The organism is Streptomyces sp. GS7 (assembly GCF_009834125.1).
In the GTDB taxonomy this organism is placed as follows: domain Bacteria; phylum Actinomycetota; class Actinomycetes; order Streptomycetales; family Streptomycetaceae; genus Streptomyces.
In genome coordinates, this window is sequence record NZ_CP047146.1 from 1,119,180 (window position 1) to 1,135,195 (window position 16,016).

General features: G+C 73.0%; 13 protein-coding genes and 1 other RNA gene. 11 read left to right on the forward strand and 3 right to left on the reverse strand.

Going from position 1 to position 16,016, the window contains the following annotated elements; genetic code table 11:
• Positions 1 to 85 precede the first annotated feature (85 nt).
• Positions 86 to 982, forward strand: coding sequence for a hypothetical protein (locus GR130_RS04655; RefSeq protein ID WP_159503519.1), 897 nt, complete (start codon positions 86 to 88; stop codon positions 980 to 982).
• 156 nt (positions 983 to 1,138) lie between these two features.
• Here GR130_RS04655 and GR130_RS04660 read toward each other — a convergent pair whose 3' ends face one another.
• The gene (locus GR130_RS04660) at positions 1,139 to 1,333 is read right to left on the reverse strand and encodes a hypothetical protein (protein ID WP_159503520.1); all 195 of its coding nucleotides are present in this window, start codon (positions 1,331 to 1,333) and stop codon (positions 1,139 to 1,141) included.
• A gap of 250 nt (positions 1,334 to 1,583) precedes the next feature.
• On the opposite strand from GR130_RS04660, the gene ftsE reads away from it, so the two are divergent.
• The 6 genes from ftsE (at position 1,584) to GR130_RS04690 (ending at position 6,375) form a co-directional block, all read left to right on the forward strand.
• A complete protein-coding gene (gene ftsE / locus GR130_RS04665) occupies positions 1,584 to 2,273 on the forward strand; it encodes a cell division ATP-binding protein FtsE (RefSeq protein ID WP_159503521.1) in 690 nt (229 codons plus the stop codon).
• Between the two features lie 9 nt (positions 2,274 to 2,282).
• A complete protein-coding gene (gene ftsX, locus GR130_RS04670) occupies positions 2,283 to 3,194 on the forward strand; it encodes a permease-like cell division protein FtsX (RefSeq protein ID WP_159503522.1) in 912 nt (303 codons plus the stop codon).
• A 67-nt stretch (positions 3,195 to 3,261) separates the two neighbouring features.
• Positions 3,262 to 4,455, forward strand: coding sequence for a S41 family peptidase (locus tag GR130_RS04675; RefSeq protein ID WP_159503523.1), 1,194 nt, complete (start codon positions 3,262 to 3,264; stop codon positions 4,453 to 4,455).
• A gap of 18 nt (positions 4,456 to 4,473) precedes the next feature.
• Positions 4,474 to 4,971 (forward strand): SsrA-binding protein SmpB, encoded by a 498-nt coding sequence (gene smpB, locus GR130_RS04680; RefSeq protein ID WP_159503524.1) that lies wholly within the window; start codon positions 4,474 to 4,476, stop codon positions 4,969 to 4,971.
• A gap of 134 nt (positions 4,972 to 5,105) precedes the next feature.
• Positions 5,106 to 5,475: a transfer-messenger RNA gene (ssrA, locus tag GR130_RS04685) on the forward strand.
• A 360-nt stretch (positions 5,476 to 5,835) separates the two neighbouring features.
• Positions 5,836 to 6,375, forward strand: coding sequence for a DUF4232 domain-containing protein (locus GR130_RS04690; protein ID WP_236572797.1), 540 nt, complete (start codon positions 5,836 to 5,838; stop codon positions 6,373 to 6,375).
• A gap of 23 nt (positions 6,376 to 6,398) precedes the next feature.
• Here GR130_RS04690 and GR130_RS04695 read toward each other — a convergent pair whose 3' ends face one another.
• Positions 6,399 to 8,321, reverse strand: a complete 1,923-nt coding sequence (locus GR130_RS04695; protein ID WP_159503525.1) for an asparagine synthase-related protein — start codon at positions 8,319 to 8,321, stop codon at positions 6,399 to 6,401.
• A gap of 534 nt (positions 8,322 to 8,855) precedes the next feature.
• Between GR130_RS04695 and GR130_RS04700 the strand changes: the two genes are divergently transcribed.
• A complete protein-coding gene (locus tag GR130_RS04700; protein WP_159503526.1) occupies positions 8,856 to 10,280 on the forward strand; it encodes a nitrate/nitrite transporter in 1,425 nt (474 codons plus the stop codon).
• A 264-nt stretch (positions 10,281 to 10,544) separates the two neighbouring features.
• Positions 10,545 to 11,726, forward strand: coding sequence for a uroporphyrinogen-III synthase (locus GR130_RS04705; protein ID WP_159503527.1), 1,182 nt, complete (start codon positions 10,545 to 10,547; stop codon positions 11,724 to 11,726).
• A gap of 15 nt (positions 11,727 to 11,741) precedes the next feature.
• Here GR130_RS04705 and GR130_RS04710 read toward each other — a convergent pair whose 3' ends face one another.
• The gene (locus GR130_RS04710) at positions 11,742 to 12,518 is read right to left on the reverse strand and encodes a class I SAM-dependent methyltransferase (protein WP_159503528.1); all 777 of its coding nucleotides are present in this window, start codon (positions 12,516 to 12,518) and stop codon (positions 11,742 to 11,744) included.
• A gap of 186 nt (positions 12,519 to 12,704) precedes the next feature.
• On the opposite strand from GR130_RS04710, the gene GR130_RS04715 reads away from it, so the two are divergent.
• Together GR130_RS04715 and GR130_RS04720 are read left to right on the forward strand one after the other, a co-directional pair.
• A complete protein-coding gene (locus GR130_RS04715) occupies positions 12,705 to 13,310 on the forward strand; it encodes a CGNR zinc finger domain-containing protein (RefSeq protein ID WP_159503529.1) in 606 nt (201 codons plus the stop codon).
• A 109-nt stretch (positions 13,311 to 13,419) separates the two neighbouring features.
• Positions 13,420 to 15,924: a HelD family protein gene (locus tag GR130_RS04720; protein ID WP_159503530.1), complete on the forward strand. Its 2,505-nt coding sequence runs from the start codon at positions 13,420 to 13,422 to the stop codon at positions 15,922 to 15,924.
• Positions 15,925 to 16,016 lie beyond the last annotated feature (92 nt).

Consider the following 16,016-nt stretch of genomic DNA (forward strand, 5'->3'; position numbering starts at 1 on the left):
GGCCGGGACTCGCGTACCCCCATCGGCCGTTGCCCCGTACAGCGATGCTCCATTGACGAGTTGAGCTACTGGGGGTAGCAGGCACATGACGAAGAAGACGCGGCTGCGCGTAGCGCGCATTGCGGCCGGCGCGGTGATCGCGGCCGGTGCGTCGCTCACCGCCGCCGGTGCGGCGTCCGCCGCAGGTACCGACAATGTCGGCCAGGCCAAGCACCAGGACCACGGCATCATCGGGGGCCTCCTCGGTGGCATCTTCGGTGGTGGCGACTCCACCGACGGTGGCAGCACCGGCGGTGACAACGGTGGTGACTCGACCGGTGGCAACACCGGCGGTACCACCGGCAGCACCACCGACGGTGGCACGACCGGTGGCAACACCGGTGGTACGACCGGCAGCACGACCGGCGGCACCACGGGCAGCACCACCGGCGGCACGACCGGCGGCAACACCGGTGGCACGACTGGCAGCACGACCGGCGGTGACAACGGTGGCACGACCGGTGGCAACACCGGCGGTACGACCGGCAGCACCACCGGCGGCGACAACGGTGGCACCACCGGCAGCACGACCGGTGGCGACAACGGCGGCACGACCGGCGGTGACAACGGTGGCACGACCGGTGGCAACACCGGCGGTACGACCGGCAGCACCACCGGCGGTGACAACGGTGGCACCACCGGCAGCACCACGACCGGCGGCAACACCGGTGGTACCAGCAGCACCGGTGGCGACAGCACCGGCACCGGCACCGACAACCAGGGCTCCAAGCCGATCGACCAGCCCGGCAAGGGCAAGGACCAGGTCGTCGACACCCCGGGTCAGGCCAAGCAGCAGGCCAAGGGCGGTCAGCTGGCGGAGACCGGTTCGTCCGGCACCACCTTCCTGATCATCGGCGCGGCCACGATGATCGCCGGCGGCGTGGGCTTCCGGATCCTGCCCCGTCTGATCAACAAGAACGGCGGCGGCGCGGCGGCTGCCTGACGCTGACGCGGTACGCGACGAGGGGCCCGGGACGCATGCGTCCCGGGCCCCTCGGTGTTCGGGCACGGCAATTCGGGCACCCCGGTGCGCGCGCATGCCGGCGGCCGGCTGCTCAAGGTCGGCGCCGCCGCCCGCCGTACCGGCGCGCGGGCGCCGTTACGCCACGGTCTGGCGCAGCACTCCCGCGAGCGCGACCAGCACTATCAGCAGGGCCACCAGCATCGCGGGGTTGAGCTGGCCGAAAATACCGGCTTGCTGCTGGAGCCGTTCCCTGCTTGCCCGGCACACAGGGCAGCGGCCCTCGCTCACGGGGGCCGCGCAATTGGCGCACACCAACCGGTCGTACGTCATGCGACCTCCTTCTTTACTGCACCAACGCACCAGGAGGCGCGATGGTTCCCTCTACCACTGTGCCAGCTCCGCGGCCGGACGGCGCGCCCCGCGGGTTTGTGCGCCTTTTGTCCCCCTAGGCGCCGTGACGAAACGCACCAACCCCGTACGACGGCTTCGCGGCCACCCGAGGTTCGCGTAGGGTCACGCTCACCGACGGGAGCCCTCACCGGTATCCCGTGCCCCTACCGAGGTCGACCGTGGTGCATCAGTGATCCGATTCGACAACGTCTCCAAGACCTACCCGAAGCAGAACCGCCCCGCCCTCAGGGATGTCTCCCTGGAGATCGAGCGCGGCGAGTTCGTCTTCCTGGTGGGTTCCTCGGGCTCCGGTAAGTCCACCTTCCTGCGGCTGCTCCTGCGTGAGGAGCGTGCCAGCCATGGTGCCGTGCACGTGCTGGGGAAGGACCTCGCCAAGCTCTCCAACTGGAAGGTCCCGCAGATGCGGCGCCAGGTGGGCACGGTCTTCCAGGACTTCCGGCTGCTCCCCAACAAGACGGTGGGGCAGAACGTCGCCTTCGCGCTGGAAGTCATCGGCAGGCCGCGCGGGCAGATCCGCAAGACCGTGCCCGAAGTCCTCGAACTCGTCGGCCTCGGCGGTAAGGAGGACCGTATGCCGGGTGAGCTCTCCGGTGGTGAGCAGCAGCGCGTCGCCATCGCGCGGGCCTTCGTCAACCGCCCGATGCTGCTCATCGCGGACGAGCCCACCGGCAACCTCGACCCGCAGACCTCCGTCGGCATCATGAAGCTGCTGGACCGGATCAACCGGACCGGCACGACGGTGGTCATGGCCACCCACGACCAGCAGATCGTCGACCAGATGCGCAAGCGGGTCATGGAACTTGAGAAGGGCCGGCTCGTACGCGACCAGTCGCGCGGCGTGTACGGCTACCAGCACTGAAAGGACGCCATGCGCGCCCAGTTCGTCCTGTCGGAGATCGGCGTCGGTCTCCGCCGAAACCTCACGATGACCGTCGCCGTCATCGTCTCGGTAGCCCTCTCGCTCGGCCTGTTCGGCGCCTCGCTGCTCATGCGGGACCAGGTCAGCACCATGAAGGGCTACTGGTACGACAAGGTCAACGTCTCCATCTTCTTCTGCAACAAGAACGACGCCGAAACGGCCGGCAACTGCGCCAAGGGCGCGGCCACCCAGCAGCAGAAGGACGACATCAAGGCCGAGCTGAACCGGCTGCCGATCGTGCAGAACGTGCAGTACGAGTCCAGCGACGAGGCGTACAAGCACTACAAGGAGCAGTTCGGCGACACCCCGGTCGCCGGTCTGGTGACGCCCGACCAGCTGCCGGAGTCCTTCCGGGTCAAGCTGAAGGACCCGACGAAGTTCGCGGTCATCAAGTCGGCGTTCTCGGAGCGGCCCGGCGTCGAGCAGGTGCAGGACCAACGGGACACCGTTGAGCCCCTGTTCAACCTCCTCAACGGCATGAACATCGCCGCGCTGTGCGTGATGGGGCTGATGCTGGTCGTTGCGCTGATGCTGATCGTCAACACCGTGCGGGTGTCGGCGTTCAGCCGCAGGCGGGAGACCGGGATCATGCGGCTGGTGGGAGCGTCCAGCTTCTACATCCAGATGCCGTTCATCCTGGAGGCCGCCATCGCCGGTCTGCTCGGCGCGGTGTTCGCGTGCGTGCTGATCGGTGGCGGCAAGTACCTCCTCATCAACAACTGGCTGGCGAAGAAGATCCAGGTGATCAACTTCATCGGCTGGGACTCGGTGATCACGGTGCTGCCACTGGTGCTGCTCATCGGGCTGCTGATGCCCGCGCTCGCCGCGTTCTTCGCGCTGCGCAAGTACCTCAAGGTGTGAGCTTCGCCAAGGGCGCCGTACGGACAACTCCCCGTACGGCGCCCTTCGGTCGCCTAGACTCACCCGCATGTCGGGCCCGTGTTCGTACGGCCGGCCCCGCCGCATCCGCCGCGGGGCGGTCCTCACACTGCTCCTCGCCGGGGTGCTGGCCACGGGGGCGGTGACCGGGGCGTGGCATGACGAGGCCGAGGGTGCCGTGGAGCAGACCGCCGCGGAGCGCCCGGCCGGGCCGGCGGCGGACCGCGCGGCCGTCGAACGGGCCGCCGCGCAGGCCGTAGCGGACGGCAAGTCCGGTTCGCAGGCCGCCGCCGAGGTGGTCAGCCGCAGCGGCGACCGCTGGTCGGCGATCTACACCCCCGGGGAATTCGAGGACTTCCAGGCGCAGTTGGACGGCGCCTACGTCGGCGTCGGCCTGTGGGTGCGGCAGCGGACCGGCGGCTTGGTCGTGGTGTCCCGGGTCCAGCCCGGCAGCCCCGCCGCCCGCGCCGGGGTCGCCGTCGGGGACCGCCTGGACGCCATCGACGGCCGGGCCTCCCGGGGGCGGCCGGTCACCGAGACGGTCGCCCGGCTGCGCGGCGACGACCGCGCGGGCTCCCCGCGGGCCGCGGCCGGCACCCCCGTCCGGCTGGACCTGGAGCGGGCCGGCCGGCACTGGAGCGTGACCCTGCACCGCGCCCGGCTGCGCACCCAGAACGTCACCGTGGACCGCCCGGCCGGCGCCGGCGGCCCGACCCGGATCAAGGTCGCCGCGTTCACCAGGGGCACCGGCGCGGCCGTGCGCCGCGCGGTCGCCGCCGCCGACCGGCGGCACGGGCTGCTGCTGGACCTGCGCGGCAACACGGGCGGCCTGGTCACCGAGGCCGTCGCCACCGCGTCGGTCTTCCTGGACGGCGGCCTGGTCGCCACCTACGACGTCCGCGGCAGCCAGCGCGCCCTGTACGCGGAGCGCGCCGGCGACACCCGCACCCCTCTGGTCGTCCTGGTCGACGGCGGCACGATGAGCGCCGCCGAGCTGCTGTCGGGCGCCCTCCAGGACCGCGGCCGGGCGGTGGTGGTCGGCGCCCCGACGTTCGGCAAGGGCTCGGTCCAGATGCCCAGCGAGCTCGCGGACGGCTCGGTGGCCGAGCTGACCGTCGGCCACTACCGCACCCCCTCCGGCCACACGGTCGACGGCGCGGGCATCACCCCCGACCTGGTCGTCGAGGATCATGCGGAGAACCGGGCCCGCACAGTATTGAGTGGCCTCGGCACCGGCGCGTAGTGCGAAAATGGCCGCACTATGGCTAAGGACAAGGGCAAGGACAAGAACGCCGGGCGCAAGCTCGTCGCGCAGCACAAGAAGGCGCGGCACGACTACCACATTCTGGACACCTATGAGTGCGGTCTGGTGCTGACCGGCACCGAGGTGAAGTCGCTGCGCCAGGGCCGGGCGTCGCTGGTGGACGGATTCGTCCAGATCGACGGCAATGAAGCCTGGCTGCACAACGTACACATCCCCGAATACGCCCAGGGCACCTGGACCAACCACAGCGCGCGGCGCAAGCGGAAGCTGCTGATGCACCGCGCCGAGATCGACAAGCTGGAGTCCAAGAGCCAGGAGTCGGGGCACACGATCGTGCCGCTGTCCCTCTATTTCAAGGACGGCCGGGCCAAGGTCGAGATCGCGCTGGCCAAGGGCAAGAAGGAGTACGACAAGCGGCAGACGCTCCGCGAGAAGCAGGACCGCCGGGAGGCGGATCGGGCGATGTCGGCGGCTCGCCGCAAGCAGCGCGCCTGAGCGGACCTCTTACGGGACCTCTTACGGGGGCCGCCGGGGGACCGCCGGGGAATTCGCTGGCACCGCCGTGCGTTGGTCACGTACGATGGGTGCGCACCCCAGGAGGGGTGTGCACCACCTTGATAAATCAACATGGGGATGATCGGTTTCGACAGCGGATGTCGAAGCAGGGGAAGCGAGTCGAGGAAGCGGCAATGATCTCGTTAACCATGTGTCGCAACCAATAATCGCCAACACCAAGCGCGATTCCTTCGCCCTCGCTGCCTAAGTAGCGACCTGCGAAGTGTCAGCCCGGGGATGTTCCCGACCCGGATCCTGGCATCAGCTAGGGGACTAAACTCCTGAACCCGGTCACGGGGTGCAGGAGGAAATCACACAGTGACTGAGCCCGTCGGAGACTTGTTCGCGTGATCTCCGGGGCCGAGAAAATCGCAGCGAACTGCACTCGGAGAAGCCCTGATTCCGCACCGTTGGACGCGGGTTCGATTCCCGCCATCTCCACAATTCCCATGTGAAGACGAAGGCCCGGGTGTCCGTGAGGACACCCGGGCCTTCGTCGTGTGCGCGCGGCGGGGGTTTTGCCGCGCGTCCCCTCGGCCGCGGTGGCGGTGCGGGCGGGGCGGTCCGCGGGCCGGAGCGGGCCGTACGGGAGCCGGGTGGCCGGGAAGATCAGGGGTCGCGGCGGCGGGTGCGTGCCGGCGGCGGGGCGGCCGATGGTGGTTCCCGCGGGGGCCGGATGCTTACGTGATGCATATCTCTCCCCGCCGACAGGCAACCTTCCGCGCCGAAAACCCTTCCTTACGGAAAGACATCGTGTGCGAGCGATGTGTGCGAACAATACGAACGGATTGAACAGGGGGAGTCGTGCAGCGACGTTCCGTACTCGCGACGACGATGGCCGCGCTCACCTTGACCGTCACTGCCGCGCTGGCGCTGACCGGCTGCGGCTCGGGTCGGATGGCCGCGCTGCACGCCAACTGCCAGACCAAGAGTCTCGGTTGGAAGGTCACGGTGCTCAAGGAGGTGCCGCACAGCCCGCGCCGCGAGGCCCGGCTGACGGCCGTCAACAAGGGTTCGCAGCCGTGTGTGTTCGACGGTTTTCCCACCTTTGCGGTGCATGTCGGCAAGGGGCCCGAGTCCGACGGCAAGGGGCAGGTCCGCACCATGCCGATAGACCTGCGGCGCGGCGGGACCGTGACCACCAGCCTGCGGTACAAGGACCACGCGCCCGGTATGGCGCCCGCCGACTGCCTGGTCAGCAATGACGAGGCGACCGTCGGCGCGCCGCGCGACCATCACCAGAAGCAGATAAAGGTCCGGGACGAAAAGGGCAAGAAGGCCCGGATGAACGTCTGCGAGGCGACCATCTGGATGAGCGCGCCGGTCCAGGGCACCGGCGGCTGAGCCGGCGGGCTCCGGCCGGCCTCTCAGGCACCCTCCGGCGCCGGGGCGGATATCCGGCCGCCGGCGGCGGGGGCCGGCACGCTCCCGTACGACGGGGTTCCCGGTAGGGCCCCCGGCAGGGAGCGCAGCCAGTACTCTGCGGCCAGCGTCGGGTCCAGTGGGCGCAGTGCTTCGGTGTGCGGCTGGAGGGACGTCAGGACCGGCCGCAGCGCCTCGGGGCGGATCAGGCCCAGCGCGGCCAGCCGGGAGTCCTCGCAGAGCGCGGACAGCGCCCGGCGGTGGCGGCGCAGGCCGGTGTAGACCTCCGCGCTGTGCTCTCCCTTGGTGCCGCGGCCGAGAACCGTGCCGGGCACGATGTCGCGCATCGCGGCGGCCAGCACCGGTTTGTAGCGGCCGGTCCGGGCGCGGTCGTCGAGTCGTACGGCCAGCGCCGCCTCGATCACCGCGTCGTCCAGGAATGGCGCCTCGTACGCCACGCCGTGCGCCGAGGTCAGCGCGTCGATGCCGCGGACCAGTTCGCCGGCCAGGACGGCGGCCCGGACGGCCTCGTGCTGGGCCCGCAGGGCGGCGAACGGCTCGGGGTCCGCGGCGGCGGCCTCGCGCAGCAGCCGGCGGACCGTGGCGACCGCGTCCGGATGTGCCCAGGACGGCATGGCCGGGACGCACTCCCAGTCGGCGCCGGAGGTCTCGTGGCGGGCGCCGGGCGTGATCCGGTCGGCGCCGGCGGCCAGCCAGCGCGGGTAGGACCGGCCGCCGAACAGGGTGCGCAGGGTGGCGGGCAGCGTCCGGTGGCCGAGCCGCAGGGCCCGGTGGGCCTGCCGGGCGGCGGCCCGGAAGTCGCTGCGGGCCAGGGAGTTGAGCGCCACGGCCCGGAGGCCGAACAGCTCGTCGCCGCCGATGCCGGACAGATGCAGCCGGGAGCCGTACCGGGCGACCAGCTGCGCCTGGTGGACGAGCCGGGCCGCTTCCCGGACCGCGGTGAGCGGGCCCGCCGGGTCGGTGTGCGAGGGGTGTGCGGGCGGGGTGTACCAGGTGGGCGCGTCGGTGTACGGGAGGGACAGGTGCCGGCCCTCCTGGCGGACCCGGCCGAGGCGGTAGGCGCTGTGCGCGCTCCACAGGGGGTCGTCGTTGGCCGGGTCGCGGGACTCCCAGGCGGTGGTGACCAGCCCGGCCCCGCCGCGGGCGGCCAGGAAGCACAGGCTGGCGGAGTCCATGCCCCCGGACAGGTCGGCGCTCACGGCGGCGGACCGCGTCCGGGCGTGCACCGCCGCCCCGAGGGTCTCCCGTACGGCCTCGGCGGCGTCCGGCAGCGGCACGTCCGGCTCCGGTGGCCGCCACCAGCGGACCTCGCGGTGCACGCCGTGGGCGTCGTAGGTGGCGCAGTGGCCGGGCGGTACGGCGTGGATCGACCGCCAGGGGGTGCGCAGTGCGAGCGGGAGCGGGGCGGCGGGGGCGAGCAGTCGGGCCGCCAGCGCCTCCTCGTCGACCGTGCCGGTGCCGGGCACGCCGGGCAGCCCGGCCGCGGTGGCCTCGCGGGCCAGGGCGGCCAGGTCCTGCGGGCGGCTGCCCAGGACGGTGACGCCACCGAAGCAGGTGCGGTGCAGCCGGCGGACCGTCGAGAGCGTTCCCTGGCAGCGGACCCGGGGGCCCATGTAGGCCAGCAGGAAGAAGCTGCCGGGGAGTTCGTGGCGGAGGTCGCGGAGGTCGTCCAGGCTGCGCAGCCGGCGCAGCAGCCGGGCCAGTTCGCTCGGGGTGGCGGAGGTCGTCCCGAGCAGCACCGCGCACCGCGGGCCGATGCGCGCGGTCACCAGTTCCTCGCGCCGCCAGTGCCCCACGATCCAGGGGCGGCCGGAGAGATGCGGCACGGTGCGGGTGGTCGGGGTCCGCGGCAGGCGGGCGGCGAGCCGGTCGGTGGCGGGGTGGTCGGGGAACACGAGGAAATCCACGGGGGGTTGCCGCTCCTTGGCCTCGATGGGTGCGACCGGGGGCCTGCCGGGGCGGGGAGGCGCCCCGGCAGGGGGGCCGCCGGCGGGCACGGTTCAGGAGCCGCACCGTCCGCCGGCGGTCCGCTGCTGTGTTTGGTGCATCGCATCCCTTTCTTTCCGTGCTCCGGGGAGAGCCCTGCATCCCTGCGGGGGCGGGTGTGCCGCCCTGGCAGGGGGATCCGGCCGCCGCCGGGCGGGAGGTGAGCACACACCACTCCGGCGACGGACCGTGTCGGGCTGGTTACTCCGTGCGTCCGATAAAAAGGCTGGCAGTGTCTCGGGCACGTGCCATTACCCCGTACGGGTGACGGGCGGGGGCGCGTGGTGCACGTCGGCGCACCGTCCCCGCGTCGTACGCCGCGCGCGTGCCGCCGCGGCTCACCGCATGCACCCGGACCGCGTGAGAGCAAGGTTTCGCGCCGGTCACCTGCTGCCACAGGGCGGAAACCCGCCATCCCTAGCGTCGATGGCAGGACCCGACCCCTGGGAGGCGCGATGACGGCCGAGGCCACGGCGAAGACCCCGAGCGAGCGCGGCGGCGAGCCGGGAAGGGTACGGCGCGGCAGGCGCTGGATCGAGCACTGGGACCCCGAGGACGAGGGGTTCTGGCGGGAGACCGGGGAGCGGGTCGCCCGGCGGAACCTGGCCTTCTCGGTGCTGTCCGAGCACATCGGCTTCTCCATCTGGAGCCTGTGGTCGGTGATGGTGCTGTTCATGGGGCCGGAGTACGGCGTCGATCCGGCCGGGAAGTTCTTCCTGGTGGCGATGCCGACGCTGGTGGGCGCGGTGCTGCGGGTGCCGTACACCTTCGCGGTGGCGCGGTTCGGCGGGCGCAACTGGACGGTGTTCAGCGCCCTGTTGCTGCTGGTGCCGACGGCCGCGGCGGCGGTGGTGATGACGCCGGGGACGTCGTACGGCACGTTCCTGCTGGTGGCCGGCCTGACCGGGGTCGGCGGCGGGAACTTCGCCTCGTCCATGACCAACATCAACTCCTTCTATCCGCTGCGGAAGAAGGGCTGGGCGCTGGGTCTGAACGCCGGCGGCGGCAACATCGGGGTGCCGGTGATCCAGCTGCTGGGGCTGCTGGTGATCGGGACGGCGGGGGCCGCGCAGCCGCGGCTCGTGCTGGCGGTGTACGTGCCGTTGATCGTGCTCGCGGCGGTACTGGCCGCACTGTTCATGGACAACCTCGGGCCGGTGGCCAACGACACCGGTGCGGCCCTGGACGCGGCCCGCGAGCGGCACACCTGGGTGATGGCGCTGCTCTACGTAGGCACCTTCGGGTCGTTCATCGGCTACAGCTTCGCTTTCGGGCTGGTGCTCCAGAGCCAGTTCGCCCGCACGCCCCTGCAGGCGGCTTCGCTGACCTTCATCGGGCCGCTGCTGGGGTCGCTGGTGCGGCCGGTCGGCGGGCGGCTGGCGGACCGGTTCGGCGGGGCCCGGATCACCCTGGGGAACTACGGGGCGATGAGTCTGGCCACCGGGGTGGTGATCTACGCCTCGGCGGTGCGCTCGCTGCCGGTCTTCCTCGTCGGCTTCATCGCGCTGTTCGTGCTGACCGGCCTGGGCAACGGCTCCACGTTCAAGATGGTCCCGGGGATCTTCCAGGCCCAGGCGGTTCGCCGGGGGCTGGAAGGGGAGGCGGCCGCCGCGTACGGGCGGCGGCTGTCGGGTGCCGCGATGGGGCTGATCGGGGCGGTGGGCGCGCTGGGCGGGCTGGGTATCAACCTCGCCTTCCGGCAGGCGTTCGCTACGACCGGCTCGGGTACTCCGGCGTTCGTCGCCTTCCTGGCCTACTACGCGGTGTGCGGGGCGGTGACCTGGGCCGTATACCTGCGGGGGCCGGCCGGTGTGCGGTCCGCGGCGCGTGCGGAGGGCGTGGAGGGCGCGGAGGCGCGCCCGGCGTACGCCGAGGTCTAGGCGCGCGCAGGTGATCCGCCCCGCGCCCCCGACCGCGCCCCCCGGGCCCGGCCGGGGGCGCGGCGGCGACTCCGTAACCGCGGGGAAATACTGGAGGAGTCTGCCTGTCACGTGCCGTTGACAGGCTCGGCACCTGGGCGCGAGTGCCACCGGAGCCGTGACGCTCCCCCCGGCCACCGCTGGGTGGGGGTCCCCTGCGGTAGCCGGGGGAGTACCTCCGGACACGGCACCGCGCACCAACTCCGGGACGAGTGGGACGGACCTATGCACGATCAGCAGCACGAGCACACCGCGCAGCGGCACGGCGAACCGGGCGGGCCGGTGCGCCCGTTGGACGGCTTCACCGTCGGGGTGACCGCGGCCCGGCGGGCGGAGGAACTGGGCGCGCTGCTGGAGCGGCGCGGTGCGCAGGTGCTGCACGCGCCCGCGCTGCGCATCGTGCCGCTGCCGGACGACGCCGAACTGCTGGCCGTCACCCGTGCGTTGGTCGGCGACGCGCCGGACGTGGTGGTGGCCACCACCGCCATCGGGTTCCGCGGCTGGATCGAGGCCGCGGAGGGCTGGGGGCTGGGCGAGGCGCTGCTGGACCGGCTGGCCGGGGTGGAGCTGCTGGCCCGCGGCCCGAAGGTGCGCGGCGCCATCCGGGCCGCCGGGCTGACCGAGAAGTGGTCGCCGGCCTCCGAGTCGATGGCCGAGGTGCTCGACCGGCTGCTGTCCGCGGGCGTCGCCGGGCGCCGGGTGGCCGTCCAGCTGCACGGGGAGCCGCTGCCGGGGTTCGTCGAGGCGCTGCGGGCGGGCGGTGCGGAGGTCGTCGGGGTGCCGGTGTACCGGTGGATGCCGCCGGAGGACATCGGGCCGGTGGACCGGCTGCTGGACGCGGTGCTCGCCCGCGGCCTGGACGCGGTGACCTTCACCAGCGCGCCGGCCGCCTCCTCGCTGCTGGAGCGGGCGGCCGAGCGCGGTATCCAGCCGGAGCTGCTGGCCGCGCTGCGGCAGGACGTGCTGCCGGCGTGCGTGGGCCCGGTGACCGCGCTGCCACTGGAGGCGCTGGACGTGCCCACCCGCCAGCCCGAGCGCTTCCGGCTGGGCCCGCTGGTCCAGTTGCTGTGCCGGGAACTCCCGGGCCGGGCACGGCCGTTGCCGGTGGCCGGCCGGCGCCTGGAGATCCGCGGCCGGGCCGTCGTGGTGGACGGCGAACTGCGCCCGGTGCCGCCCGCCGGGATGGCGCTGCTGCGGACCCTGGCCCGGCGCCCCGGCTGGGTGGTGGCGCGCGCCGAGCTGCTGCGGGCGCTGCCCGGCGCGGGTCGGGACGAGCACGCGGTGGAGACCGCGATGGCGCGGCTGCGGGTGGCACTGGGGGCGCCCAAGCTGATCCAGACGGTGGTCAAGCGCGGCTACCGGCTGGCGCTGGACCCGCACGCGGACACCGGCAAGTACGGCGGGTAGGGCCGTTCCGGCGGGTCAGGACGGGTGGTTGACCCGGATCTTCGACTGGCCGTGCGGCCGGGTCTCCCAGTCGTCCATGAAGCGCGCCTCCAGGCCGTGCTTGCGGGCCAGCCGCAGCAGGGTTTCGGTCCGGTAGTAGAAGTCCTCGCGCAGCACCTGGTGTTCGGCGCCCTCGGTGCGGTCGAAGGTGAAGTCGAAGAACCCGCCGGGGGCCAGCACCCGGCCGACGTGGGCCAGGCACTCGTCGATGACGTGGATCGGCGAGTGCGAGAAGACGCTGTGCGCGTGCACGACGTCGAAGTGGCCGGCCGGCAGGAAGTCCAGCGTCAGGTCCTGAGTGGTCGTCAGATGCGGGAGCTTGTCCTGGAGTTCGTACGTGGCAAGGGTCCGCTTGGCGGCTATCAGGATGTCCGGCGAGATGTCGATGCCGTAGTAGTTGCCGGCGTCCAGGTGGGCGATGAAGCGCCAGCCGGCGCGCAGGTTGCCGCAGCCGATGTCGAGCATCCGGTGGCCGGGCTCCAGCCCGTGCTCCGCCAGGTAGTCGAACTGCATCTCGCCCAGCGCCAGCCAGCGCCGGTGGGTGCGGCTGCCGACCGCGGCCTCGGGGTTGCGCCCGGTGTCGGAGGCCATCACCGCGCGGTAGTACGCGACGTGGTCGGGGTGCTTGAGGCGCAGCCAGGTGTCGCGGGCGGTGCGCTTGACGTAGGGGGTGATGCGGGCCGGGTTGCGGACCGCGTAACCGATCTTGTGCGTCAGGCTGGCGCGGTTCTTGAGCAGCGGTTTCGACGACATGCCGCCGGACTATACATCAACGGTATACGTGCAGTGTCTACTTGGGGTGTCTACGTACGGTGCCTACGAGGAGTGGTCGACGCCGCAGGGTTCCGGCGGACGGCGCGGCCGGGCACTCTGGGAAGGTCCGCGTCCGCTCTCCCCGCACCACCACCCCGCGTTTCCTCCCCGAGGAGTGACAGGCACATGGCAGCCCCTTACGACCTGCGGTTCGACTGCGGGCGGATCTGCCTGGACCTGGTGGCCACCACCGGCGGCGCCGCCGAACGGCCCGCCGCCCTGGAACGGCTCACCGGCCCCGACCAGTTGGCGGCCTGGCTGACCGGCGCGGGGGTGGTGCCGTACGGCGTCCCGCTCGACGCGGTCGACGCCCTGTGGGTCACCCGCTTCCGGGCGCTGCGGGCGCTGCTGGGCCGCGTGCTGCACGCCGAACTGCGCGGCCGGGCCGCCGACGCCGACCTGGCGCGGCTCAACGCCGCGGCCGCCGCCCCGCCGCCCGCCGTCCACGCCGTACGCGGCCCCGACGGCGCGCTGGCCGGCAACTTCCCCGGCCCGCCCGACTGTGCCGGGCTGCTGGCCGCGGTGGCCCGGGACGCCGTCGCGCTGCTGACCGACCCGGCCGCGCGCGGGCTGCTGCGCCAGTGCGCCGGGGAGGGCTGCTCGCTGGTCTATCTGGACACCTCGCGCGGCCGGCGCCGCCGCTGGTGCTCCAGCGAGGTCTGCGGCAACCGCGAGCGGGTGGCCCGGCATCGAAGACGGACCGGAAAGAGCCCTGACCAGGTCAGGGCCTGAGTCAACATCCGACCAGTTCCCTCCAGATTTGTCCCTCTCTCCAGGTGCGCGCGGTGTCGGGTTGGCGTACGGTTGACGGCTGCCCTACGCACAGGAGAAGGGGGCCTGGGTGGCCGCGCACAACGCCACGCACGCACCGGACCACGCACCGGATTCCGTTCGCGACCGCGAGATCGAGGCCGAGCAGACGCACCTCGACCGCGTCTACCGGCGCCTTGAGGAGAAGATCCACGAGGCCGAGTTCCTCATGGACGACGCCGCCAAGCGCGGCCAGGTCGGCACGCCCGGCGCGCTCGCCGAGCGGGACGCCCAGGTGTTCCAGGCCGGCATCCATCTCCACCGCCTCAACTCCGAGTACGAGGACTTCCTCTTCGGCCGGATCGACCTGCTCCTCGGCAAGGACGGCAAGAAGGGCCCGGACGGCGCCTACACCTCCGTCGAGCCCGCCGACGGCGCGATCGAGGACGGCCGCGCCGCCATCGCCGAGACCCTGCACATCGGCCGCCTCGGCGTGCTGGACGCGGACTACTCGCCGCTGGTGATCGACTGGCGGGCGCCCGCCGCCGCCCCCTTCTACCGCGCCACCCCGGTCGCCCCCGGCCGCGTCGTGCGACGCCGGGTGATCCGCTCCAAGGGCCGCCGCGTGCTGGGCGTCGAGGACGACCTGATGCGCCCGGAGATCACCGCGACGCTGGACGGCGCCGATCTGCCGGCGGTCGGCGACGGCGCGCTGATGGCCGCCCTGGGCCGGGCCCGCAGCCACACCATGCGCGACATCGTCGCCTCCATCCAGGCCGAGCAGGACCTGGTCATCCGGGCGCCCGCCGCCTCCGTCACCGAGGTCGAGGGCGGCCCCGGCACCGGCAAGACCGCGGTCGCCCTGCACCGCGCCGCCTACCTCCTCTACCAGGACCGCCGCCGCTACGCCGGCGGCATCCTGATCGTCTCCCCGACGCCGCTGCTGGTCGCGTACACCGAAGGCGTGCTGCCGTCCCTCGGCGAGGAGGGGCAGGTCGCCATCCGGGCGCTCGGCTCGCTCGTCGACGGCGCCGAGGCGACCGCGTACGACCCGCCGGCGGTGTCCCGCATCAAGGGCTCCGCGCGGATGCAGAAGCTGCTGCGCAAGGCGGCCCGCGGCGCGCTGGAACTGGCGGTGCCGGGCGCGGCGGCCGCGGCGTCCCCGGTGGCCGGAGCGCCGGCCGGCGACGACGCCCAGCTGTCCCTGGAGGACCTGCTCGCCCAGGACGGCGCCGGGGACCGCGGCCGAAGAACCGGCTCCGATTCCGGGGCGGCACCCGGGGCGGCCGTCCCCACCCGGCTGCGGGTCGTCGCGTTCGGCGGCCGGATCGAGCTGGACGAGAGCGCACTGCGCGCCATCCGGCAGACCGCGCTGGGCGGCACCGCCCCGGTCAACCTGCTGCGCCCGCGCGCCCGCCGGCTGATCCTGGACGCCCTGTGGGCCAGGTCCGGTGCCGCCCGCCGCTACCCGGACCCCGAGCTGGCCGCCGAGGCCCGCGAGGGCTTCGACGAGGACATCACCACCGAAGCGGACTTCCAGGAGTTCCTGGACGCCTGGTGGCCGGAGCTGACCCCGCGCGGGGTGCTGGCCGCGATGGCCGACGAGCGCCGGCTCGCCCGCTGGGCGCGCCGCATCCTCAACCAGCGCGAGGCGCGCCAGCTGGCCCGCTCGTTGCGCCGGCTGGACGCCACCGGGCACGGCCCGCTGTCGGTGCACGACATCGCGCTGCTGGACGAGCTCCAGCAGATCCTCGGCGCCCCGATGCGCCCGGCCCGCCCGCGTGAGGCCGACCCGCTCGACCAGCTGACCGGCCTGGACGAGCTGACCACCTACGCGGACCGCGCGACCTCCGGCCGCAGCCGCCGCGAGCGGCTGGAGGAGGAGCGCACCGACTACGCCCATGTGATCGTCGACGAGGCGCAGGACCTGACGCCGATGCAGTGGCGGATGGTCGGCCGGCGCGGCCGGCACGCCACCTGGACCGTGGTCGGCGACCCGGCGCAGTCCTCCTGGTCGGACCCCGACGAGGCCGCCGAGGCTCGCGACGAGGCGCTCGGCACCCGCCCCCGCCGCCGCTTCACGCTCACCGTCAACTACCGCAACCCCGCCGAGATCGCCGACCTCGCTTCCCGGGTGCTGGCGCTGGCGATGCCCGGCACCCCGTCCCCGAAGGCGGTGCGCTCGACGGGCCTGGAGCCCAGGTTCGCGGTCTCCGGTACGGACGGTGCGCGCGGCGCCGCCGGCGCCACCGATGATGCGGCACTGGCGCGGGCCACCGTCGCGGAGGCCGAGCGGCTGCTGGGCGAGGTCGACGGCACGGTCGGCGTCGTGGTGGCCATGCACCGCCGCGAGCAGGCCCGCGGCTGGCTGGCCGGGCTCGGCGACCGGGTGGTGGCGCTGGGTTCCCTGGAGGCCAAGGGGCTGGAGTACGACGCGACGCTGGTGGTCTCGCCGGCCGAGATCGCCGACGAGTCCCCGGCCGGGCTGCGGGTGCTCTACGTCGCGCTGACCCGTGCCACCCAGCAGCTGACCGTGCTCTCCGCCGGACCGGACGAGCCGGACACCGACGGGGTGCCGGACCTGCTGCGCGAGTGACGCGCACGGCGGGCGGGCCGGTCCACCGGACCCCGAGGGCAGGGGAGCCGCCCCCGGCGCGCACCGCCGTACGAGGGGTCTTCAAAACGGCC

Bases quoted from the DNA above. Each gene is read 5' to 3' on its own strand.
- GR130_RS04655 (WP_159503519.1), top strand. From the start codon at position 86: ATGACGAAGAAGACGCGGCTGCGCGTAGCGCGCATTGCGGCCGGCGCG.
- GR130_RS04660 (WP_159503520.1), bottom strand. From the start codon at position 1,333: ATGACGTACGACCGGTTGGTGTGCGCCAATTGCGCGGCCCCCGTGAGC.
- ftsX (WP_159503522.1), top strand. From the start codon at position 2,283: ATGCGCGCCCAGTTCGTCCTGTCGGAGATCGGCGTCGGTCTCCGCCGA.
- GR130_RS04675 (WP_159503523.1), top strand. From the start codon at position 3,262: ATGTCGGGCCCGTGTTCGTACGGCCGGCCCCGCCGCATCCGCCGCGGG.
- smpB (WP_159503524.1), top strand. From the start codon at position 4,474: ATGGCTAAGGACAAGGGCAAGGACAAGAACGCCGGGCGCAAGCTCGTC.
- GR130_RS04700 (WP_159503526.1), top strand. From the start codon at position 8,856: ATGACGGCCGAGGCCACGGCGAAGACCCCGAGCGAGCGCGGCGGCGAG.
- GR130_RS04705 (WP_159503527.1), top strand. From the start codon at position 10,545: ATGCACGATCAGCAGCACGAGCACACCGCGCAGCGGCACGGCGAACCG.
- GR130_RS04710 (WP_159503528.1), bottom strand. From the start codon at position 12,518: ATGTCGTCGAAACCGCTGCTCAAGAACCGCGCCAGCCTGACGCACAAG.
- GR130_RS04715 (WP_159503529.1), top strand. From the start codon at position 12,705: ATGGCAGCCCCTTACGACCTGCGGTTCGACTGCGGGCGGATCTGCCTG.